Origin of the sequence: Aggregatilinea sp., from assembly GCF_036822615.1 — a bacterium.
Lineage (GTDB): Bacteria > Chloroflexota > Anaerolineae > Aggregatilineales > Aggregatilineaceae > Aggregatilinea.
Genome location: NZ_DAISHJ010000028.1, coordinates 1 through 18,447 on the forward strand (window position 1 = coordinate 1; position 18,447 = coordinate 18,447).

Below are 18,447 nucleotides of genomic sequence, written 5' to 3' on the forward strand. Positions count from 1 at the left end.
CCGTGAAGGCGGCCTGACCGTCGGCGCGGGTGTCATCACCGAAATCCTGGAATAAAGGAAACGATTGGTGGGCTGGTCGAACGTTGACCAGCCCCCATAGTGACTTCCTTGTAATTACTGAAGTCTGAGGAATCTATATGGCGAAGCAAAAGATCCGCATCCGGCTCAAGGCGTACGACCATCGCGTGCTGGACCAGTCGGCCCAACGCATTGTCGAGACGGCAGAACGTACCGGCGCTCGCGTTGTTGGCCCGGTTCCACTGCCTACCCGCATCGAGCGTTTTACTGTGCGGCGGTCTCCCTTCATCGATAAGGACTCGCAGGAACACTTCGAGATCCGCACGCACAAGCGTCTTATCGATGTGCTGGACCCCGATGCAAAGACCATTGACACGCTGATGCGGTTGAACCTGCCGGCTGGCGTGGACATCGAGATCAAAATCTGACCGCTGCACATCCGGGACGCCGTAGAGGACATCCGTCCAGGGCGCGGTAGACCGGGGCTGTCTGGTCAACTCTATAACAGACAAGTCAGGCGAAGCAGGGATGATGCGTGGCGTGCGGTTCTTGCACGTACCAGTCCCTTGGAGGCAGTATGAAGGGCATCATTGGGAAAAAGGTTGGCATGACCCAGATATTTGACACGGATGGCAAAGTCATTCCGGTGACTGTCATCCAGGCTGGGCCCTGCTATGTGACTCAAATTCGGACGGCGGAGAACGACGGTTACACTGCTGTTCAGCTTGGCTTCGACGAGCTGCCGCCCAAGCGGAACGGCTCGTCGCGGCTGAATAAGCCGAAGCAGGGACACCTCAAGCGTAGCGGCTTGAACCTGCCCGATCTTCGCGTCCTGCGCGAGTTCCGCGTCAAGACTCTTGACGTGGAAGAAGGCCAGCAGTTGAATGCTGCTATTTTTGAGCGCGGCGACCGCATTGACGTGATTGGTACGTCCAAGGGTCGTGGGTTTGCCGGTACGATTAAGCGTCACAACTTCAATCGTGGACCGAAGACCCACGGCCAGTCCGACCGCGAGCGCGCGCCGGGTTCGATTGGCTCGACGACAACCCCCGGTCGTGTCCTGAAGGGCACGCGCATGGGTGGCCGTATGGGTGGCGATCGTGTTACCGTCCAAAATCTCGAAGTGGTCGAAGTGGATGCGGATAAGAATCTGCTTGCCGTGCGCGGGTCTGTGCCGGGCGCTCGGGGGGGCATCCTCCTGATCAGAGAAGCGCGCAAGACCCACCGCTAGAGCGGGTCCGCACCAGAGGAGTCGTGAATCATGGAAGTCCCTATTCGAAACATGGCCGGTGACCAGGTCGGCACGCTTGAACTGCCCGCCGATATCTTCGAGGTTGAGGTCAATACCGGTCTGATGCACCAGGCCTACGTTCGCCAGATGGCGAATGGCCGCCTGGGTACGCATAACACCAAGGACCGCAGCGATATCGATCGCACCAAAGCGAAGTGGTATCGCCAAAAGGGAACCGGTCGCGCCCGTCACGGTGCTCGCTCGGCCCCCATTTTTGTCGGCGGCGGCGTGGCCCACGGCCCGCACCCGCGCAGGTACACCCAGTCCATGCCGCGCAAGATGCGGCGCCAGGCCCTGCGTTCGGCTCTGTCGGCGCTGGCGGCGGACCAGCAGATCGTCGTTGTGGACGAGCTGGCGATGGATGCACCCAAGACCCAGGCCATGCGCGACACGCTGCGCCAGCTGGTAGGCGAAAGCACTGCCCTGGTGCTGGTGGCGGACCGCAACGAGCCGGTGGAACGCAGCATTCGTAATCTGTCGAACGCGCGCTCGCTTCGGGCGTCCTACCTGAACATCCGCGATCTGCTGGCGTACGATTACGTCATCATCCCGCAGGCCGCCCTGGACGTGATCGTGAGCCTGCTGGGCAACCAGAAGGCCGCCGAAGGAGCGGAAGCATGAGCAACGAACTGCACCTGTATGACATTCTCCGTCGCCCGGTGATCACTGAGAAGTCGCAGAACATGGCCGACCGGAGCAACCAGTACGTCTTCGAAGTCGATATGCGCGCCAACAAGATCCAGGTCAAGGACGCGATTGAGCGCATCTTCGATGTGGACGTGCTGAAGGTCAGTACGATGGTGATGCCCGCCAAGCGGGGACAGCGTGGCCGCGTGAAATACACCCGCCGTTCGGGGTGGAAGAAGGCCGTTGTAACGGTTGCTCCTGGTCAGGAAATCAGCCTGTTTAATGCCTAGTAAGCTGTTGGGGCCGGGTTCAGAAATCCGCACCTCACGGGGCTAATGAACACCGGACCGCGTTTAGATTGAGGTTAACCAATGCCAGTCAAGAAGTATAAGCCTACATCGCCCGGTCGCCGGGACATGACAGGCAACTCCTTTGAGGAGATCACCCGTTCGACCCCGGAGCGGTCGCTGCTGGGCGAACGGCGTGGCCGTGGCGGTCGCAATAATGCGGGCCGCGTTACCGTTCGCCATCGTGGCGGCGGGCACAAGCGTCGTTACCGTCTGATTGACTTCAAGCGGGATAAGGCCGGGATCGCTGCGCGCGTGGATTCGATCGAGTACGATCCGAACCGCTCCGCGCGTATCGCCTTGCTGATCTACGCTGACGGTGAGAAGCGCTATATCATCGCGCCGCTGGATCTGCGCGTGGGTGACACCGTCGTGAGCGGCCCGACCGCCGACGTGCGCACCGGTAACACGCTGCCGATCCGCAACATCCCGGTCGGCTCGCTGATCCACAACGTCGAGCTGGAGCCCGGTCGTGGCGGCCAGCTGGCGCGCGCTGCCGGTACGTCGGCGCAGTTGTTGGGCCGTGAAGGCAAGTATGCCACCGTCCGTCTGCCCAGTGGTGAAGTTCGCCGCATTCACGAAGATTGCATGGCGACCATCGGTCAGGTTGGCAACACGGATCACGGTAACGTAAAGCTTGGCAAGGCTGGTCGCAAGCGCTGGATGGGCTGGCGGCCTACGGTGCGCGGTACCGCGATGGATCCCAACAGCCACCCGCACGGTGGTGGTGAAGGTCGTTCGCCGGTCGGCATGGCCGGGCCTAAGACACCCTGGGGGAAGCCGGCGCTGGGCAAGAAGACCCGCCGTAATAAGCGCACGGATCGCTATATTGTGCGTCGTCGCGGTAAGCGTCGGTAGTTTGTTCGGAGGCAGGAATGTCACGTTCGCTTAAGAAGGGGCCCTATATCGAGCCCAAACTGCTGCGCAAGGTCGAAGGTATGTCCGAGCGCGGCGAAAAGAAGGTTATCCGCACGTGGAGCCGGGCCTCGACGATCTTCCCGCAGATGGTCGGGTTTACGATTGCCGTCCACGATGGCCGTCGCCACGTGCCGATTTACGTCACCGAAAATATGGTTGGCCACAAGCTCGGTGAATTTGCGCCTACGCGCACGTACCGCGGCCACCTCGTCGAACGCAAGAAGAAGAAGTAGGCCGGGACGGGAAGGAATTAAGCCATGGAAGTTCGTGCAGTTGCCCGTTACTTGCCGATCTCTGCTCAGAAGATCCGGTTGGTGTGTGACCAGGTTCGCGGTATGGACGCCGACCAGGCGCTGACCGTGCTGCGGTTCATGCCGCACAAGGGAGCCGAGTTCGCATACAAGCTGATCGAGTCCGCCGTTGCGAACGGCGAAATGAACCTGGAACTGAACCGCCAGGACCTGTACATTTCATCGTTGATGGCAGACGAGGGGCCGAGCCTAAAGCGAGTGAAGGCCGGCGCGCGTGGGCGGTACAAGCCACGCACGAAGCGTACGTCTCACCTCACCGTCGTTCTGCGTGAGCGTGAGGAGGAGAGAGTTTAATGGGACGGAAGATTCATCCTGTCGGTTTCCGCCTCAAGATCAACCGCGACTGGTCTGCGCGGTGGTTCGCTGAGGGCGATCGTTACCGCAGCTTGCTTCAGGAAGACTTCGAAATCCGCCGCTTCGTTGAGAAGGAAGCGGATCGCGCTGGTATCGCGAGCGTCGAGATCGAACGTTATCCGAACCAGGTCCAGGTCACGCTGTTCACCGCCAAGCCCGGCATCGTCATTGGGCGCAAAGGTGAAAGCGTCAAGAAGCTGCGCCAGGGTCTCGAAGAAGTCACCGGCAAGAAGGTGAAGGTCGAGGTCGAGGAAGTTGACAAGCCGGACCTCAGCGCCCGTCTGGTGGCTCTGAACATCGCCGGGCAGCTTGAGCGCCGTATCGGCCACAGCCGCGCCATGAAGCGCGCGATCAGCCAGGCCATGCGCCAGGGCGCCAAGGGCATCAAGATCCAGGTCAGCGGTCGTCTGGCCGGTGCCGAAATGGCTCGTCGCGAATGGCAGATGGAAGGCCAGGTCCCGCGTAACACGCTGCGCTCGGTGATCGACTATGGCACGGCTGAAGCGCTGACTACCTTCGGGCGGATCGGCATCAAGGTCTGGATCTACAAGGGCGAAGCGGCTCACGAAGAGACGCGCCCCGTGGAGCAGACTGACGTCTACGTGAGCCAGTAACAGCGGGCCTTTTCTCCCTCTTCGATCGAAGAGGGTGGGCCTGGCTTTTAGGAGTGAACCATTATGTTGATGCCAAAGCGGGTTAAATACCGCAAAACGTTCCGTGGTCGTATGCGGGGCAAGGCAACGCGCGGCAATGTCGTGCAGTTTGGCGATTATGGCCTCCAGGCGCTCGAACCGGCCTGGATCACCAGCCGCCAGATCGAGGCCGCCCGCCGTACGATCATGCGCTCCATCAAACGTCGTGGCCGCGTGTGGATTCGCGTCTTCCCCGATAAGCCCGTGACCAAGCGTGCGGCGGAAAGCCGTATGGGTAAGGGTAAGGGGTCGGTGGATCATTACGTGGCTGTGGTTCGCCCGGGTCTGGTGCTGTTCGAAATGGCGGGGATCGAAGAAGAAATCGCGCGTGAGGCGCTGCGCCTGGCCGCGTTCAAGCTCCCGATCAACGTCAAGTTCGTGAAGCGCTCCGACCCGATTTCGGGCGAGGAGGTCGAGTAAGTCATGGCCACAACCAAAACGCGTGAAATCCGCCAGCTGACGGATGAAGAGATCTACCAGGCCATTCACGACGCCAAGGAAGAAATGTTCAACCTGCGTTTCCAGTGGGCGTCGGGCCAGCTCGAAGACTATACGCGCATTCGTCAGCTCAAGAAGGCGGTTGCGCGCTACCTGACGATCCTGCGCGAGCGTGATCTGGCCGCCGAGGTGGTGCAGGAGGAGAACAATGCCTAACAATCGTCGCCGGCTTCAGGGCCGCGTAGTGCGCAATCAGATGGACAAGACGGTGGTCGTCGCGGTCGAAACGACCAAGCGTCACCCGCTGTACAAGAAGGTCATTCGGACGACCAAGAACTTCATGGCCCATGACGAAAGCAACCAGATCCCCGTGGGCGCGCTGGTTCAGATCGTCGAGAGCCGCCCGATCAGCAAGACTAAGACCTGGGTGGTCGAGAGCGTGCTGGCTCTGCCCGAAGCTGAGGCCTAACCAGTACACACCGGAAACGAGGCGAAGGTAATATGATCCAGCACGAGACACGATTGAAGGTTGCCGATAACACCGGCGCGCGTGAACTGCTCGTGATTCACATCTACGGCGGCTCGACGCGTAAGACCGCGACCGTAGGCGACATCGTGGTGGCTGCCGTGAAGTCGGCAACGCCGCAGGGCTCAGTGAAGAAGAGCGATGTCGTGCGGGCCGTGATTGTGCGGACTGCGAAGGAATATCGCCGCGACGACGGGTCGTACATCAAGTTCGACGACAACGCAGCGGTGATTCTGCAGGGCGAAACGAAAGACCCGCGCGGTACGCGTATTTTTGGCCCGGTCGCACGCGAGCTGCGTGAGCGGGGCTTCATGAAGATCGTCTCCCTGGCGCCTGAGACGCTGTAACCGCCCAGGCGCGGTGTGAGAGTGGAGTAGCGCAAACATGCAACGGATTAAGAAGGGCGATACGGTCGAAGTGATCGCCGGTTCCGACAAGGGCGCGCGCGGTGAAGTGCTCAACGTGCTGCCCAAGGAAGATCGCGTGGTCATCGAGCGGGTGAACATCGTGAAGAAGCATCAGCGTCCGGTGAGCGCAGGCCGCCAGCAGGTCCAGCCGGGTATCATCGAATACGAGGCGCCGATTCACCTCTCGAACGTAATGTTGGTGTGCCCGCAGTGCGACAAGCCGACCCGCGTTGGCTATCGCGTCAACGAAGATGGTACGAAGGTCCGTGTCTGCCGCGCTTGCGCGAGCGACATCGACTAGCCGTCTTCAGAAGTGAGGGTGAAGTCAGATGGCAACGAATAATATGTTGGAGCGCTATCGCAATGATGTCGCGCCGGCATTGATGGAAGAGTTCGGTTACGCCAGCTCGATGCAGATTCCGCGCATCAAGAAGGTGACCGTGAACATCGGGGTGGGCGAGGCGTTGGACAATGCTAAGGCGCTCGATGCGGCGGTCGAAGACCTGCGCAAGATCTGCGGGCAGCAGCCGGTCATCACCAAGGCGCGTGTCAGCATCGCGGCGTTCAAGCTGCGTGAAGGCCGCTCCATCGGAGTGAAGGTTGACCTGCGGGGTGAGCGTATGTGGTCGCTGCTCGACCGGTTGGTGAACATTGCGCTGCCGCGTACGCGTGACTTCAGCGGCATCAGCGCGGACGCGTTCGACGGGCGAGGGAACTACACCCTCGGCATGCGCGAGCAAATTCTGTTCCCCGAGATTGAGTACGATAAAATTGACAAAGTGCGTGGTATGGAAATCACCATCGTCACCACCGCGCAGACGGATGAAGAGGGACGCCGCCTACTCAAACTGATGGGCATGCCGTTCCGCCAGCAGTAGTGGTTGTCTTGTAGGGCTTAGGTATCAGGGAAGGTTTTACCCTATGGCAAAAAAGTCCATGGTAGCGCGCGAAAAGCATCGTAAGTATAAGGTGCGCGTCCGCAACCGCTGCCAGTACGTTGACCCGGATTCGGGGAAGGTCTGCGGACGGCCTCGGGGCTACATGCGTCGTTTCGGCCTGTGCCGTATCCACTTCCGCGAACTGGCGCTTGAGGGCAAGATCCCCGGCGTCGTCAAGTCAAGCTGGTAACCGGAGAAACTGAATCATGACTAACGATCCGATTTCCGATATGCTGACCCGCATTCGTAACGCCGTGATGGTCGGTCACACGACCGTCTCCATGCCCAATACCAAGGTGTTGGTGGCAGTGGCGAAGATCCTGAAGGCGGAAGGCTATATCGAAGACTTCTCGGTGGGCGATGAAACGCCCGCTCCGATCCTGACCATCCAGCTGAAGTACTGGGGCAAGCGCCGCGAGCGCCGCCCGGTCGTCAGCCACCTGGAGCGCGTCAGCAAGCCGGGCCGCCGTGTGTACGTCAGCCGCAAGGAAATCCCGTGGGTGATGAGCGGTCTGGGAATCGCGGTTTTGTCCACGCCACAGGGCGTGATGACTGGTCATCAAGCGTATCGCCGGGGCATCGGTGGCGAGGTGCTCTGCTACGTCTGGTAATTCACCGGGCGAGCAGAGCGCCGATAGACGCCTGATCTGAGTGACTCGGGTCATGGTAAAGGCTCAGGGCGAGATGGTCGAACTTCAGTTGATCGTGATCGCCCAGACGCTTTACGACCGGCCCACATTCAGACAGTTGCCTCTGGCCTCTGATTGTAACATGAGTGAAGAAGTGAAGAGAGGATAGAACCGTGTCACGAATTGGAAAAAAACCGGTTCCGATCCCGGCCAAGGTGCAAGTCAACATCGACGGCACGGAAGTGACCGTCAAGGGTCCAAAGGGCCAACTGTTCCATAAGTTCCCGGCAGACGTGACGATTGCGCAGGAAGAAGGCGTGGTAGTTGTGACGCGCCCCTCCGATCTCCCGAAGCACCGTGCGCTGCACGGCATGACCCGCGCGCTGATCGCAAACATGGTCAGCGGCGTGAGCGAAGGCTTCGAGCGCGTGCTGGAAATCGAAGGTGTGGGTTACCGCGCCGAGATGGATGGCAAGACCCTGGTGTTGTACTTGGGCTATTCGCACCCTATCCGGGTCGAGCCGCCGGCGGATGTCGAGTTTGCGGCGGAAGAACGCGGACGTCTCATCCGCATTCGTGGGATCGATAAGCAGGTCGTTGGCGAACTGGCAGCCGAGATCCGGAAAATGCGTCCGCCGGAGCCCTACAAGGGCAAGGGCGTGCGCTACCAGGGTGAGCGGATTCGCCGCAAGGCCGGTAAGACGGGCAAGGCATAATTGCCGTCGCCAAGAGGTGAATGCTATGGGCGAAAAAGAACGTATTGCACGTAAGCGCCGGCAACGTCGGGTGCGCGCCAAGATTTCTGGCACGCCTGCACGTCCGCGCCTGAACGTATTTCGCAGCCTGGGCAATATCTACGCCCAGGTGATCGATGACACAGCGGGCTTCACGCTCGCTTCGGCCTCGACGGTGGACCGCGAACTGCGCGACCAGGTCGAAGGTAAGTCGAAGACGGAAGCCGCCAAGCTGGTGGGTGAACTGGTCGCCAAGCGCGCGCAGAGCGCCGGGGTGACGCAGGTCGTCTTCGACCGCGGTGGGTACCGCTTCCACGGTCGCGTCAAGGCTCTGGCCGATGGCGCCCGCGAAGCCGGGCTCCAATTCTAGACAGCACACGTTTGTCACAAGAACCGGGGAGCAACTGCCGATGGGCGGCTCCCCGGCGAGAGCGCTAGCTACTGGAGATGAACATGGGAAGACGACAACCGCGGCGTGAGGAAGACCGCGAAGAACTCGATGAGCGCGTCATTGACATCACCCGTGTGGCCAAGGTGGTCAAGGGTGGTCGTCGGTTTGCTTTCCGCGCCGTCGTGGTCGTGGGCGACAACCAGGGCCGCGTAGGTATCGGCGTTGGTAAGGCGCGCGGCGTGCCGGATTCGATCCGCAAGGCGTCGGATCGCGCGCGTCGCAATATGACGAGCGTTTCTCTGTCGGGCCGCACGATCCCGCATCCTATCACCACCAAGCATGGTGGCGCGGTCGTGATGCTCAAGCCTGCGTCGCCCGGTACGGGTGTTATTGCGGGTGGTGGTGTGCGTGCCGTGCTCGAAGCAGCCGGTGTGCAGGACATTCTGAGCAAGAGTCAGGGCAGCGCGAACACGCTCAACGTGGCGCACGCGACCCTCGATGCTCTGCGCTCCCTGCGCGATGTGGACCAGTTGGCGCGGATGCGCGGCAAGTCCCTTGCCGAAGTCCAGCCCTTCTGGAAGCGAGGGGCGAAGAGCAATGGCTGAGAAACAGATCCGGGTCACGCTGGTGAAAAGCCCCATCGGCTACACCGTGCGCCAGAAGGCGACAGTGCATGCCCTGGGACTGCGCAAACTGAATGACAGCGTTACGCACAACGACACACCGCCGGTTCGTGGCATGATCAACAAGGTCAGCCACCTGGTTACGGTGGAGGAACTTTAAATGAAGCTGCACGATCTGCGCCCGGACGAAGGGGCGAAGAAGAACCGGAAGCGCGTTGGTCGCGGTATCTCGGCGGGTCAGGGTAAAACCTCCGGTCGCGGTACGAAGGGCCAGGGCGCACGTTCCGGCGGCGGCAAGGGTGCATACTTCGAAGGTGGGCAGCTCCCACTGGTGCGCCGTTTGCCGTTCAAGCGTGGTTTTACGAATATTTTCCGCGTTGAATATCAAGAAGTGAACCTCGACGATCTGACCCGTGTGTTCGGTAAGGGTGACGAGGCGACGCCGGAAAGCATGGCGGCTAAGGGCCTGATTCGCAAGGGCGACCAGCCGGTGGTGATCCTGGGCCGGGGCGAGATTGAAGTCGCCCTGACCGTCAAGGCACACCGGTTCTCGGGCAGCGCGCGCGAGAAGATCGAAAAGGCCGGCGGATCGGTTCAGGAGCTTGAAGTCTTCCTGACCGGGCCGTTTGCGACGGTCAAGAAGCTCCGCAAGGAGCAGCTTGAAGAGCTTCGCGCTCGCCGGGCCGCCGAGGCAGAATGATCATAGACGGGCCGGGGCAGTTGCGGCTGCGCCCGGCCCTTCCGTTAAAGCAAGAGCTGAGTTTTAACAGTCAAAAGGGAACCTCACGATGATTGAAGCGCTGCAAAATGCATTTCGGTTGCCGGATCTCCGGCGGAAAATGCTATATACCGCGCTGATCCTGATCGTCTACCAGTTCGCCGCGCACGTTACCGTTCCGGGCGTTGACCGGACCGTGCTCGACAACCTGTTCAACAGCGACGAATCGGGTTTTCTGAGTGTGCTTAACCTGCTCTCAGGCGGCGCTGTTTCAAACTTTAGCGTCATCGCGAACGGTGTCTACCCGTACATCACGGCCTCGATTATTCTTCAGCTTCTGGTCCCGATCATCCCGGCGCTCGAACAGTTGTCGAAGGAACCGGGCGGGATGGAGAAAATCAACGGGCAGTATACCTACTACCTGGCGATTCCGATGGCCGCGCTTCAGTCTATCGGGCAGATCAATATCTTCCAGAGCCAGATCGATCAGGTTCAGGGTGGTACGCTCATCCCCGGCTTCGGGTTTGGCGCGGGTAGCGACTTGCTGACGACGCTTTCGGTGATTGTGACGATGACCGCCGGTACGATGTTTGCGATCTGGCTGGGTGAGCTGATCACCGAGCAGGGCATCGGCAACGGTATCTCGATCATCATCTTCGCGGGAATCGTGGCCCGTGTGCCGTCGAATCTCTACAGCCTGCTTGAGACGCACTTCATCTTCAACCTGCTCGCGTTCGTCCTGCTGACGATCGTGACGGTGGTGGTGATCGTCGTCATCCAGGAAGGGACGCGGCGTATCCCGGTCCAGTACGGCAAGCGCGTTCGTGGCCGCAAGATGTACGGCGGCGGCACGACGCACATCCCGCTGAAGGTCAACACGGCAGGCATGATCCCGCTGATCTTCGCGCAGTCCATCGTGACCTTCCCCGCGATCATCGCTGGTTTCTTCAGCGGCAGCGCGGCGGTCAAGATCCAGGACATCTTCGGCAATCAGCAGGGGTTCATCTACTGGTTCCTGTACTTCTGGCTGGTGGTAGGCTTCACCTACTTCTACACCGGCGTGATGATCCAGAACCAGAACCTGGGTGAAAACCTGCAGAAGAATGGCGGCTTCATCCCCGGTATCCGTCCGGGTCGCCGCACGCAGGAATACATCAACCGTATCGTGAACCGGATTACGCTGGTCGGTGCGGTCTTCCTCGGCGCGGTCGCCATTCTGCCCGGCATCATGCGCGTGGTCCAGACCCTGGTTCTGGGGCAGGCGGCCACCAACCGTAACCCGGCGTTGGTCATCAGCAGCGCGGGCCTGATCATCGTGGTCGGTGTTGTCATCGACACGATGCGCCAGCTCGAAGCGCAGTTGATGATGCGTAATTACGACGGGTTCATGCGCTAAACCAGCGCGGCACATCACGATAAACAATTCATGTGAAGGGGCTGCTCGTACAGGGTCCCTTCACAAACGAATGCAAACAGTCACCCAACACGGTTGTGTCGGGCGGCAGCAGAAAGCCGGTACGTTCAAAGCATCATGCAGCGATCAGCAGTAATCCCGAAAACGGCGGAAGAACTCATCATCATGCGCGAAGCCGGGCGCATCACGGCCATGGCGCTGCACGCCATGCGCGAGGCGATCCGCCCCGGCATCAGCACGCACGAACTGGATGAGCTCGCGGCGGACGTAATCCGTAAGCATCACGCGACGCCCGCTTTTCTGGGGTATCCGCCGGGCAGCGCTCACCCGTTCCCGGCTACGGCTACCATCTCGATCAATGAGGAATTGGTGCACGGTATTCCTTCGCGCGAACGCTTTTTGCAGGAGGGCGATATCGTCAGCCTGGACTGCGGCGCGATCTATAAGGGATACGTGGGCGATTCGGCCCTGTCGGTTGGCGTGGGGGCGATTTCCGAAGAGGCGCAGAAGCTCCTCAACGTGACGGAAGAAGCGCTCCGCGTTGGGCTGGATCAGGCCCGTGCCGGAAATGAAACGAGCGACATCTCGCGCGCGGTGCAGGCGTATGTCGAGGATCATGGATATAGCGTTGTGCGCGAATACACCGGTCACGGGGTAGGGCGCACGATGCACGAGCCGCCGCAGGTCCCCAACTGGTGGCCGCGCGGACGGCAGCGGGTACGCGGCTGGCAGAGCGTCCGGCTGGAGCCGGGCATCACGTTCGCCGTCGAGCCGATGGTCAACGTCGGGCGGCCCGAAACGCGGACACTGGGCGATCACTGGACAGTCGTCACGCGAGATGGCTCGTTGTGCGCTCACTTCGAGCACACAATCGCCATCGCACCGAGCGGTCCGCCGCTGATTTTGACGGCACTATAGGCGCGCGCCGGGCTTACCTGGACGTGTGGCCCGCCGGTTAACGACAAGTTAACCCTGGTCAAAGCCTTCGTTTTTCGCTAGAATTACCGTTCCGTCCGGCGTAGACCGGAGGACGGAGTATATAGGGAGTTGCATCCATATGGCACGTATTGAAGGTGTGGACCTCCCGCGCAATAAGCGCGTCGAAGTGGCACTCACCTACATCTACGGCATTGGCCCCACCCGCAGCCAGGGTATCCTGGGCGCGACCGGGATCAGCCCCGATACGCGCGTCAAGGACCTGACCGAAGCGGAGATTCAGTCTCTGCGTGAAGCGGTCGCCAATTTTCGCGTAGAAGGTGAACTGCGCCGCGAGGTTCAGCTCAACATCAAGCGACTGATCGAAATCGGCAGCTACCGTGGCCTGCGTCATCGCCGCAATTTGCCGGTGCATGGGCAGCGCACCAAGACCAACGCGCGCACGCGCAAGGGTCCCAAGAAGACGGTTGCCGGTCGTGGTCGTCGTCGCGGCGCGAAGAAGAAGTAAGTCCGCTACGCAACGCCAGGCAGTCATGCTCCGCACCCAGGGCAGGTGGTCGGCGCTTTGCGCTGTCCGTCGCCCTGTTCACCGCGAACGGTGCGGCGCGGGATCGCGGCCTGAAATGTTTGTTGGGCTGCGGGTGAACATCCGCATGATGAGGAGATAGCGAGGATCAATGGGACGTACACGGAGAGGGCCACGCCGCGGCGGGCCGAAGAAGGTAAGAAAGAATATACCGTACGGACAGGCACACATTCAGGCCACGTTCAACAACACGATCGTCTCGATGAGCGATCAGCAGGGCAACGTGGTCGCGTGGGCCAGTGCGGGAACCGCCGGCTTCAAGGGCAGCCGCAAGAGCACGCCCTATGCCGCGCGTATGGTCGCGCAGCAGGCCGCTGAAAACGCCAAAGAACACGGCATGCAGGAAGTGGACGTGTTCGTGAAGGGGCCTGGCCCCGGTCGTGAATCTGCGATTCGCGCCATCCAGGCGAGCGGGGTGAAGGTTCGTTCGATCACGGACGTCACGCCTATCCCGCACAACGGGGTGCGCCCGCCCAAGAAGCGGCGTGTCTAGCAGCATGTTTTTTCGTATCTATACCGGTGTAAACACACCAGCGTAGTGTGGAGGAAGCCAAACATCAATGGCACGTTATACTGGACCTGTTTGTAAGCTCTGCCGCCGCGATGGCGAAAAGCTCTTCCTGAAGGGTGCACGTTGCCTCTCTGCGAAGTGCTCCGTAGAGCGCCGCACCTACCCCCCTGGCCAGCATGGTAAGGACGCCCAGTTCCGCCGTGGCCGTGGCTCCGACTATTCGCTCCAGCTGCGTGAAAAGCAGAAGGCCCGCCGCATTTATGGCGTCCTTGAGCGCCAGTTCCGCCGCTATTTCAGTGAAGCCCTGCGCCGTCCGGGCCTGACCGGCTCGAACTTGCTGACGATCCTGGAAAGCCGCCTGGACAATGTTGTGTACCGTCTCGGCTGGGCCGATTCTCGCGCGCATGCGCGCCAGATCGTGCAGCACGGCCACATCACGATCAACGGTCGCCGGACGAATATTCCGTCCTACCTGGTGCGCCCCAACGATGTGGTGGCTATTCGTGACGAAAGCCGGAGCCGCCAGTATTTCAAAGAACTGCGCGCCTACATGGAAGACCGTCCGCAGGCCCCTGAATGGCTGAGTGTCAATATGGGCGCTATGGCGGGCACAGTGCTGCGCGTGCCGGAACGTCGTGATGTCGATCTTCCGCTCAACGAGCAGCTCATCGTCGAATACTATTCGCGCTAAACATGTTGGCCGTACGACCCGACCGGTTAGTAAGTCCCGAATGAAGGAGGGGGCGTGGTCACAAACAACATGGTATTGCCCAAAATCGAAGGGGATGCGACGTCCCAGCGGTACGGTCGCTTCATCATCAGCCCCCTTGAAAATGGCTATGGGATCACAGTGGGCAATGCACTGCGGCGCGTGCTGTTGTCGTCACTACCCGGCGCAGCCGTAACGTCGATCCGTGTTTCGGGCGTTCCTCATGAGTTCTCCGCCATTCCGAATGTGCGCGAGGACATGACCCAGCTGATCTTGCAGGTCAAGCAGTTGCGCCTGAAGCTCTACGATGCGGAATCGGCTCGCTTGCGCCTGGAGGTGCATGGCGAGGGGACTGTGACGGCGGCGGATATCATCTGCCCCGCCGAAGTTGAGATCATCAACCCGGACCTGTACCTGTTCACTGCTGACTCGGATGATGCTCAGCTTGAGATCGAGTTTACCGTCCAGAGCGGGCGCGGTTATTCGCCTGCCGAGGAGCGGGGCCGTCTGCCCATCGGTGAGCTGCCGATTGATGCGATCTTCAGCCCGATCAAGCGCGTGAACTATGACGTAGAACGTGCGCGCGTTGGTCAGCGCACGAACTATGACAAGCTGATCCTGGAAATCTGGACCGACGGAACCATTCGCCCCGAAGAAGCGATGAGCCAGTCGGCGGAAATGCTGATGAAGCATCTCATCATCATCGCGGGTGTCAGCGAGGAATCGCTTATGCCTGCGGCTGAGGAACAGCCGGAACCCGATCCGAATGCGCTCCCGCCGGAGACGTATGAGACGCCGATCGAAACGCTGGACCTGAGTGTGCGTGTGTTCAACTCGTTGAAGCGCACGGGCATCACCAACGTTGGCGAAGTGCTCGAAATGCTCGACCGGGGGCCGGACGCGATGCTCGCCATTCGTAACTTTGGCGAGAAATCGCTGGATGAACTGGTCAGCCGGCTGAAGGAAAAGAACTACCTGAGTCCCGAGCACGACATCTTCTCCGGCAGCTAAGCCGCTGAGATCTACGAGGAACGACTGTTATGCGACATCGAGTAGCTGGAAAACACCTGGGTCGGAGCGCCGACCAGCGTCGTGCCCTTCGCCGTGGCCTGATGACGGAGCTGTTCCGTCACGAGCGCATCACCACGACCGAAGCGAAGGCCCGCGCGATTCGCGCCGAGGCCGAAAAACTGATCACGATCGCCAAGCGGTCGCTGGCGCACGAGGATAAGTCCCGTGCCGTGCACGCGCGCCGTATCGTGATGTCTCGCCTGAACAGCCAGGAAGCGGTTGCCAAGATCTTCGATGAGCTGGCACCCCGCTACGAGGCGCGTCCCGGTGGTTATACCCGCGTGTACAAGCTCGGCTTGCGCAAGGGCGATGCCTCCCAGATGGCGCTGATCGAACTGGTGGACCGCGAGGAAGCGTAAGGATTGGTGGAAGGGCTGCGCTATCGGGCGGTGGTCGCCTATGATGGCACCGACTACTTCGGGTTCCAGCGCCAGGCCAGCGCCCCCACCATTCAAGGAACGATAGAAGCGGCTCTGCTCCAGGTGACTCGACAACCGGCAACTATCCTTGGAGCAGGCCGCACTGATGCAGGAGTACATGCAACCGGGCAGGTGATTGCGTTCGACGTAGAGTGGAAACATCCCCCGCGCGATCTTGAGCGGGCGCTGAATGCCACTCTTCCCAACGCCATCGCCGTCCGAACCCTCGAAGTGGCGGACCGGGCGTTTCATCCGCGCTTCGACGCCCGGAGCAGACTCTACGAATACACGCTGTATGCCGCGCCGGTGCGGCAGCCGTTACGCGAGCGGTTTGGGTGGCACCTGTACACCCGCGAGGCGCTCGATATCGAGGCGATGCAGCGTGCGGCGAGCAGCTTGATGGGTGTGCACGACTTCGCAACCTTTGGCCGCCCGCCGCAGGGAGAAAGCACGACACGGGAAGTGCTGCGATCTGAGCTTAGTCTCATGGCGCAGCCGGACCCGGAAACGCAAGTCGTCCGGTACGTTATCGAAGCCAACGCTTTTTTGTACCGGATGGTTCGGCGGATTGTCGGGGCTTTGGCCCAGGTAGGCGGTGGGAAACTCTCGCCGGAAGCGTTCGAAGCAGCGTTACAAGCCGCGGATGAAACCTGTTTGAACCATATGGCGTCCGCGAGCGGGCTGTGTTTAGCCAAGGTAAGCTATTAAAGTGAGCGGGGAGACGCCCGCTGGAGTATAAAGCATGAGGATCAAGACCTACACCCCCACGCCGGAAGATATCCAGCGCGAGTGGTACGTGGTAGATGCCAAGGACAAAACCCTCGGGCGTCTCGCCACCGAGGTCGCGCGGATTCTGCGCGGCAAACATAAGCCGATCTTCGCCCCCCACATGGACACGGGCGACTACGTGATCATCATCAACTGCGAGAAGATCCGGGTCACCGGCGACAAGCTGGACTCGAAGGTCTACTACCGTCACTCGGGCTACCCGGGCGGGATTAAGTCCGTGACGTTGCGTCAGCAGCTCGACAAGTTCCCGGACCGCGTCCTTCATGAAGCCGTTCGTGGAATGCTGCCCAAGAACAAGCTGGGCCGTGCAATGATCAAGAAGCTCAAGATCTATTCGGGCGACAAGCACCCGCACCAGGCCCAGCAGCCCAAGGTGCTCGATCTTTAAGCGCTAAGAGGAAGAAGTAAATCATGGCGAACCAGTATTACGAAGGCATTGGGCGGCGCAAGCGTTCGACGGCGCGTGTCCGGCTGTGGACCGGCGGCAACGGCAGTGTCGTGATTAACGACAAGCCGGGTGAAGACTTCCTGTCGCGCGAGGGCGATCTCGCCCTGGCGACGGCTCCGCTGCGGGCGGTGGCCCAGGAAGCGGCTTACAACATAACCGTGAAGGTCAACGGCGGCGGTGTGACCGGCCAGCGTGACGCGATCCAGCTTGGTATTGCTCGCGCACTCGTCGAGATTGAGCCGGAATGGCGTTCTACGCTGCGCCAGGGCGACTTCCTGTCGCGCGACCCGCGCATCAAGGAACGCAAGAAGCCCGGTCTCAAGCGTGCCCGTAAGGCCCCGACCTACACCAAGCGTTAAGCTCGCGGCCCGTACCGGCAGCATGACCTTTTCAGGCAAAACCCCCAGGGGAATCCGTGGGGATTTTGCCTGTTTGCGTTTATAACAGACAGAGCGCACGAATAGTACAGGTAGGGAGATGGGTATGTCTTCTCAGTTGGATTTGCGCCGGGCCGAGCAGGCTCTGGCGGCGCTGAATCTGGACCCACTGAACGGTCTGCAACTGCTGGATGCGACGCGCTTTTCCGGGCAGCATCACCCGCCGCTAAACCCCGATCTGCCCGCTCTGATTCTGAACGTTATGGGCGACGATGTGGCCCTGATCCGCCACGTTCTGCTGAACCAATACCCCGAACTGCATGAGGTCTCGGTGATCTCCTTTGGCCGCGACGACCAGCCTGTTGTGGACCCGTTCCAACTGGTCCGGCTGCAAGCCGACAGCACGTGCTGGGGGTCGCTAGTTGTGTTGTACGTCCCCGCGCTGCCCGAGCCGGGCAGCTTCGAGCGGTTCCAGGAGACGATCGCGCATCTGCGTGCGCCGGAGGGCTGCCCGTGGGATCGCAAGCAGACGCACAGCTCGCTGCGGCCCTACGTGCTGGAGGAGACGTACGAAGTTCTTGACGCGCTCGACGCGGGCGATATGGACGCTCTGCGCGAGGAGCTGGGCGACCTGCTGCTCCAGATCGTGCTCCACAGCCAGATCGCGGTCGAGGCAGGTGAGTTCCGCATGGCCGATGTGATCGCTGCCGTGAACGAAAAGCTGATCCGCCGCCATCCGCACGTCTGGGGCGATGTGAACGTCAACAACGACGAAGACGTAAAGGTCAACTGGGACAAGCTCAAGCAGGTGGAGAAGGCCGAAACGCGCGATTCGCGGCTGGACGGGGTGCCGAAGGCGCAGCCCGCGCTGTCGCAGGCATTCAGCTACCAGACGCGCGCAGCGCGTGTGAAATTCGACTGGGACACCGTCGAGCCGGTGATCGCCAAGATCTACGAGGAACTCGACGAATTGAAGATGGCCCAGACCGACGACGACCGCGCAGCGGAGGCGGGTGACGTGTTGTTCGCTACGGTGAACTGGCTGCGCTGGCTGGATATCGATCCCGAGTCGGCGCTGCGGGGTGCGAACCGCCGGTTTTACGAGCGTTTCCATTACATCGAGCAGCAGGCGGCGGCGCGCGGCGTGGATGTGGATGCGCTGTCGTTCGAGGAAATGGATGCCCTGTGGGACGCCGCGAAGGAACATGGCCTTTAAAACACAAAA

General features: G+C 60.8%; 31 protein-coding genes and 1 pseudogene. All 32 read left to right on the forward strand.

What is annotated here, in order from left to right; all coding sequences use genetic code 11:
* The first annotated feature begins 137 nt into the window (after positions 1-137).
* A complete protein-coding gene (gene rpsJ / locus V7116_RS10755) occupies positions 138-446 on the forward strand; it encodes a 30S ribosomal protein S10 (protein ID WP_324391925.1) in 309 nt (102 codons plus the stop codon).
* A gap of 149 nt (positions 447-595) precedes the next feature.
* Positions 596-1,249: a 50S ribosomal protein L3 gene (gene rplC / locus V7116_RS10760; protein ID WP_324391926.1), complete on the forward strand. Its 654-nt coding sequence runs from the start codon at positions 596-598 to the stop codon at positions 1,247-1,249.
* Between the two features lie 30 nt (positions 1,250-1,279).
* Complete coding sequence (rplD, locus tag V7116_RS10765; protein ID WP_324391927.1) at positions 1,280-1,930, forward strand: 50S ribosomal protein L4; 651 nt, start codon at positions 1,280-1,282, stop codon at positions 1,928-1,930.
* Positions 1,927-2,226: a 50S ribosomal protein L23 gene (gene rplW / locus V7116_RS10770; RefSeq protein WP_324391928.1), complete on the forward strand. Its 300-nt coding sequence runs from the start codon at positions 1,927-1,929 to the stop codon at positions 2,224-2,226. Before rplD ends, rplW begins: the two co-directional genes overlap by 4 nt.
* Positions 2,227-2,307: 81 nt before the next feature.
* The gene (gene rplB, locus V7116_RS10775; RefSeq protein ID WP_324391929.1) at positions 2,308-3,141 is read left to right on the forward strand and encodes a 50S ribosomal protein L2; all 834 of its coding nucleotides are present in this window, start codon (positions 2,308-2,310) and stop codon (positions 3,139-3,141) included.
* Between the two features lie 17 nt (positions 3,142-3,158).
* Entirely contained in the window at positions 3,159-3,434 is a 276-nt protein-coding gene (gene rpsS, locus V7116_RS10780; RefSeq protein ID WP_324391930.1) for a 30S ribosomal protein S19, read from the forward strand.
* A gap of 24 nt (positions 3,435-3,458) precedes the next feature.
* Positions 3,459-3,806 carry a 50S ribosomal protein L22 gene (rplV, locus tag V7116_RS10785; RefSeq protein WP_324391931.1) on the forward strand — a complete coding sequence of 116 codons (348 nt, stop codon included), beginning with the start codon at positions 3,459-3,461 and terminating at the stop codon, positions 3,804-3,806.
* Entirely contained in the window at positions 3,806-4,480 is a 675-nt protein-coding gene (gene rpsC / locus V7116_RS10790; protein WP_324391932.1) for a 30S ribosomal protein S3, read from the forward strand. Before rplV ends, rpsC begins: the two co-directional genes overlap by 1 nt.
* A 63-nt stretch (positions 4,481-4,543) precedes the next feature.
* On the forward strand, positions 4,544-4,978 hold the full coding sequence (rplP, locus tag V7116_RS10795; RefSeq protein WP_324391933.1) for a 50S ribosomal protein L16: 435 nt from the start codon (positions 4,544-4,546) through the stop codon (positions 4,976-4,978).
* A 3-nt stretch (positions 4,979-4,981) separates the two neighbouring features.
* On the forward strand, positions 4,982-5,212 hold the full coding sequence (gene rpmC / locus V7116_RS10800) for a 50S ribosomal protein L29 (RefSeq protein WP_324391934.1): 231 nt from the start codon (positions 4,982-4,984) through the stop codon (positions 5,210-5,212).
* Complete coding sequence (gene rpsQ, locus V7116_RS10805) at positions 5,205-5,465, forward strand: 30S ribosomal protein S17 (RefSeq protein WP_324391935.1); 261 nt, start codon at positions 5,205-5,207, stop codon at positions 5,463-5,465. Before rpmC ends, rpsQ begins: the two co-directional genes overlap by 8 nt.
* 32 nt (positions 5,466-5,497) lie before the next feature.
* Positions 5,498-5,869, forward strand: coding sequence for a 50S ribosomal protein L14 (gene rplN / locus V7116_RS10810; protein ID WP_324391936.1), 372 nt, complete (start codon positions 5,498-5,500; stop codon positions 5,867-5,869).
* A gap of 37 nt (positions 5,870-5,906) precedes the next feature.
* Entirely contained in the window at positions 5,907-6,230 is a 324-nt protein-coding gene (gene rplX, locus V7116_RS10815) for a 50S ribosomal protein L24 (protein WP_324391937.1), read from the forward strand.
* A gap of 28 nt (positions 6,231-6,258) precedes the next feature.
* Complete coding sequence (gene rplE / locus V7116_RS10820; protein WP_349258499.1) at positions 6,259-6,807, forward strand: 50S ribosomal protein L5; 549 nt, start codon at positions 6,259-6,261, stop codon at positions 6,805-6,807.
* A 43-nt stretch (positions 6,808-6,850) separates the two neighbouring features.
* Positions 6,851-7,057: a type Z 30S ribosomal protein S14 gene (locus V7116_RS10825; RefSeq protein WP_324391938.1), complete on the forward strand. Its 207-nt coding sequence runs from the start codon at positions 6,851-6,853 to the stop codon at positions 7,055-7,057.
* A gap of 16 nt (positions 7,058-7,073) precedes the next feature.
* Complete coding sequence (gene rpsH, locus V7116_RS10830; protein ID WP_442891826.1) at positions 7,074-7,478, forward strand: 30S ribosomal protein S8; 405 nt, start codon at positions 7,074-7,076, stop codon at positions 7,476-7,478.
* A gap of 191 nt (positions 7,479-7,669) precedes the next feature.
* Positions 7,670-8,212 carry a 50S ribosomal protein L6 gene (gene rplF, locus V7116_RS10835; RefSeq protein WP_324391939.1) on the forward strand — a complete coding sequence of 181 codons (543 nt, stop codon included), beginning with the start codon at positions 7,670-7,672 and terminating at the stop codon, positions 8,210-8,212.
* A 25-nt stretch (positions 8,213-8,237) separates the two neighbouring features.
* Positions 8,238-8,600, forward strand: a complete 363-nt coding sequence (gene rplR / locus V7116_RS10840) for a 50S ribosomal protein L18 (protein WP_324391940.1) — start codon at positions 8,238-8,240, stop codon at positions 8,598-8,600.
* Positions 8,601-8,683: 83 nt separating this feature from the next.
* A complete protein-coding gene (gene rpsE, locus V7116_RS10845) occupies positions 8,684-9,226 on the forward strand; it encodes a 30S ribosomal protein S5 (protein WP_324391941.1) in 543 nt (180 codons plus the stop codon).
* Positions 9,219-9,404, forward strand: a complete 186-nt coding sequence (rpmD, locus tag V7116_RS10850) for a 50S ribosomal protein L30 (protein ID WP_324391942.1) — start codon at positions 9,219-9,221, stop codon at positions 9,402-9,404. The genes rpsE and rpmD overlap by 8 nt, the downstream gene beginning before the upstream one ends.
* Positions 9,405-9,842 (forward strand): annotated as a pseudogene (rplO, locus tag V7116_RS10855) (50S ribosomal protein L15); the annotation flags it as partial.
* 190 nt (positions 9,843-10,032) lie between these two features.
* Positions 10,033-11,358, forward strand: coding sequence for a preprotein translocase subunit SecY (gene secY, locus V7116_RS10860; RefSeq protein WP_324391943.1), 1,326 nt, complete (start codon positions 10,033-10,035; stop codon positions 11,356-11,358).
* Positions 11,359-11,493: 135 nt separating this feature from the next.
* The gene (gene map / locus V7116_RS10865; RefSeq protein ID WP_324391944.1) at positions 11,494-12,294 is read left to right on the forward strand and encodes a type I methionyl aminopeptidase; all 801 of its coding nucleotides are present in this window, start codon (positions 11,494-11,496) and stop codon (positions 12,292-12,294) included.
* A 139-nt stretch (positions 12,295-12,433) separates the two neighbouring features.
* The gene (rpsM, locus tag V7116_RS10870) at positions 12,434-12,820 is read left to right on the forward strand and encodes a 30S ribosomal protein S13 (RefSeq protein WP_324391945.1); all 387 of its coding nucleotides are present in this window, start codon (positions 12,434-12,436) and stop codon (positions 12,818-12,820) included.
* Between the two features lie 169 nt (positions 12,821-12,989).
* Positions 12,990-13,391 (forward strand): 30S ribosomal protein S11, encoded by a 402-nt coding sequence (rpsK, locus tag V7116_RS10875; RefSeq protein ID WP_324391946.1) that lies wholly within the window; start codon positions 12,990-12,992, stop codon positions 13,389-13,391.
* A gap of 67 nt (positions 13,392-13,458) precedes the next feature.
* A complete protein-coding gene (gene rpsD, locus V7116_RS10880) occupies positions 13,459-14,100 on the forward strand; it encodes a 30S ribosomal protein S4 (protein WP_324391947.1) in 642 nt (213 codons plus the stop codon).
* Positions 14,101-14,154: 54 nt separating this feature from the next.
* Entirely contained in the window at positions 14,155-15,129 is a 975-nt protein-coding gene (locus V7116_RS10885) for a DNA-directed RNA polymerase subunit alpha (protein WP_324391948.1), read from the forward strand.
* Between the two features lie 29 nt (positions 15,130-15,158).
* The gene (gene rplQ / locus V7116_RS10890) at positions 15,159-15,548 is read left to right on the forward strand and encodes a 50S ribosomal protein L17 (RefSeq protein WP_324391949.1); all 390 of its coding nucleotides are present in this window, start codon (positions 15,159-15,161) and stop codon (positions 15,546-15,548) included.
* A 6-nt stretch (positions 15,549-15,554) separates the two neighbouring features.
* On the forward strand, positions 15,555-16,316 hold the full coding sequence (gene truA / locus V7116_RS10895; RefSeq protein ID WP_324391982.1) for a tRNA pseudouridine(38-40) synthase TruA: 762 nt from the start codon (positions 15,555-15,557) through the stop codon (positions 16,314-16,316).
* Between the two features lie 40 nt (positions 16,317-16,356).
* Positions 16,357-16,785 (forward strand): 50S ribosomal protein L13, encoded by a 429-nt coding sequence (gene rplM / locus V7116_RS10900; protein WP_349258503.1) that lies wholly within the window; start codon positions 16,357-16,359, stop codon positions 16,783-16,785.
* Positions 16,786-16,808: 23 nt separating this feature from the next.
* Positions 16,809-17,204 carry a 30S ribosomal protein S9 gene (gene rpsI, locus V7116_RS10905; protein ID WP_324391951.1) on the forward strand — a complete coding sequence of 132 codons (396 nt, stop codon included), beginning with the start codon at positions 16,809-16,811 and terminating at the stop codon, positions 17,202-17,204.
* 124 nt (positions 17,205-17,328) lie between these two features.
* Positions 17,329-18,438, forward strand: a complete 1,110-nt coding sequence (gene mazG, locus V7116_RS10910) for a nucleoside triphosphate pyrophosphohydrolase (protein ID WP_324391952.1) — start codon at positions 17,329-17,331, stop codon at positions 18,436-18,438.
* Positions 18,439-18,447: the final 9 nt, after the last annotated feature.

Excerpts from the sequence above, each read along its gene's own strand:
- rpsJ (WP_324391925.1), top strand. The coding sequence starts at position 138 with ATGGCGAAGCAAAAGATCCGCATCCGGCTCAAGGCGTACGACCATCGC.
- rplC (WP_324391926.1), top strand. The coding sequence starts at position 596 with ATGAAGGGCATCATTGGGAAAAAGGTTGGCATGACCCAGATATTTGAC.
- rplD (WP_324391927.1), top strand. The coding sequence starts at position 1,280 with ATGGAAGTCCCTATTCGAAACATGGCCGGTGACCAGGTCGGCACGCTT.
- rplW (WP_324391928.1), top strand. The coding sequence starts at position 1,927 with ATGAGCAACGAACTGCACCTGTATGACATTCTCCGTCGCCCGGTGATC.
- rplB (WP_324391929.1), top strand. The coding sequence starts at position 2,308 with ATGCCAGTCAAGAAGTATAAGCCTACATCGCCCGGTCGCCGGGACATG.
- rpsS (WP_324391930.1), top strand. The coding sequence starts at position 3,159 with ATGTCACGTTCGCTTAAGAAGGGGCCCTATATCGAGCCCAAACTGCTG.
- rplV (WP_324391931.1), top strand. The coding sequence starts at position 3,459 with ATGGAAGTTCGTGCAGTTGCCCGTTACTTGCCGATCTCTGCTCAGAAG.
- rpsC (WP_324391932.1), top strand. The coding sequence starts at position 3,806 with ATGGGACGGAAGATTCATCCTGTCGGTTTCCGCCTCAAGATCAACCGC.
- rplP (WP_324391933.1), top strand. The coding sequence starts at position 4,544 with ATGTTGATGCCAAAGCGGGTTAAATACCGCAAAACGTTCCGTGGTCGT.
- rpmC (WP_324391934.1), top strand. The coding sequence starts at position 4,982 with ATGGCCACAACCAAAACGCGTGAAATCCGCCAGCTGACGGATGAAGAG.
- rpsQ (WP_324391935.1), top strand. The coding sequence starts at position 5,205 with ATGCCTAACAATCGTCGCCGGCTTCAGGGCCGCGTAGTGCGCAATCAG.
- rplN (WP_324391936.1), top strand. The coding sequence starts at position 5,498 with ATGATCCAGCACGAGACACGATTGAAGGTTGCCGATAACACCGGCGCG.
- rplX (WP_324391937.1), top strand. The coding sequence starts at position 5,907 with ATGCAACGGATTAAGAAGGGCGATACGGTCGAAGTGATCGCCGGTTCC.
- rplE (WP_349258499.1), top strand. The coding sequence starts at position 6,259 with ATGGCAACGAATAATATGTTGGAGCGCTATCGCAATGATGTCGCGCCG.
- V7116_RS10825 (WP_324391938.1), top strand. The coding sequence starts at position 6,851 with ATGGCAAAAAAGTCCATGGTAGCGCGCGAAAAGCATCGTAAGTATAAG.
- rpsH (WP_442891826.1), top strand. The coding sequence starts at position 7,074 with ATGACTAACGATCCGATTTCCGATATGCTGACCCGCATTCGTAACGCC.
- rplR (WP_324391940.1), top strand. The coding sequence starts at position 8,238 with ATGGGCGAAAAAGAACGTATTGCACGTAAGCGCCGGCAACGTCGGGTG.
- rpsE (WP_324391941.1), top strand. The coding sequence starts at position 8,684 with ATGGGAAGACGACAACCGCGGCGTGAGGAAGACCGCGAAGAACTCGAT.
- rpmD (WP_324391942.1), top strand. The coding sequence starts at position 9,219 with ATGGCTGAGAAACAGATCCGGGTCACGCTGGTGAAAAGCCCCATCGGC.
- secY (WP_324391943.1), top strand. The coding sequence starts at position 10,033 with ATGATTGAAGCGCTGCAAAATGCATTTCGGTTGCCGGATCTCCGGCGG.
- map (WP_324391944.1), top strand. The coding sequence starts at position 11,494 with ATGCAGCGATCAGCAGTAATCCCGAAAACGGCGGAAGAACTCATCATC.
- rpsM (WP_324391945.1), top strand. The coding sequence starts at position 12,434 with ATGGCACGTATTGAAGGTGTGGACCTCCCGCGCAATAAGCGCGTCGAA.
- rpsK (WP_324391946.1), top strand. The coding sequence starts at position 12,990 with ATGGGACGTACACGGAGAGGGCCACGCCGCGGCGGGCCGAAGAAGGTA.
- rpsD (WP_324391947.1), top strand. The coding sequence starts at position 13,459 with ATGGCACGTTATACTGGACCTGTTTGTAAGCTCTGCCGCCGCGATGGC.
- rplQ (WP_324391949.1), top strand. The coding sequence starts at position 15,159 with ATGCGACATCGAGTAGCTGGAAAACACCTGGGTCGGAGCGCCGACCAG.
- rpsI (WP_324391951.1), top strand. The coding sequence starts at position 16,809 with ATGGCGAACCAGTATTACGAAGGCATTGGGCGGCGCAAGCGTTCGACG.
- mazG (WP_324391952.1), top strand. The coding sequence starts at position 17,329 with ATGTCTTCTCAGTTGGATTTGCGCCGGGCCGAGCAGGCTCTGGCGGCG.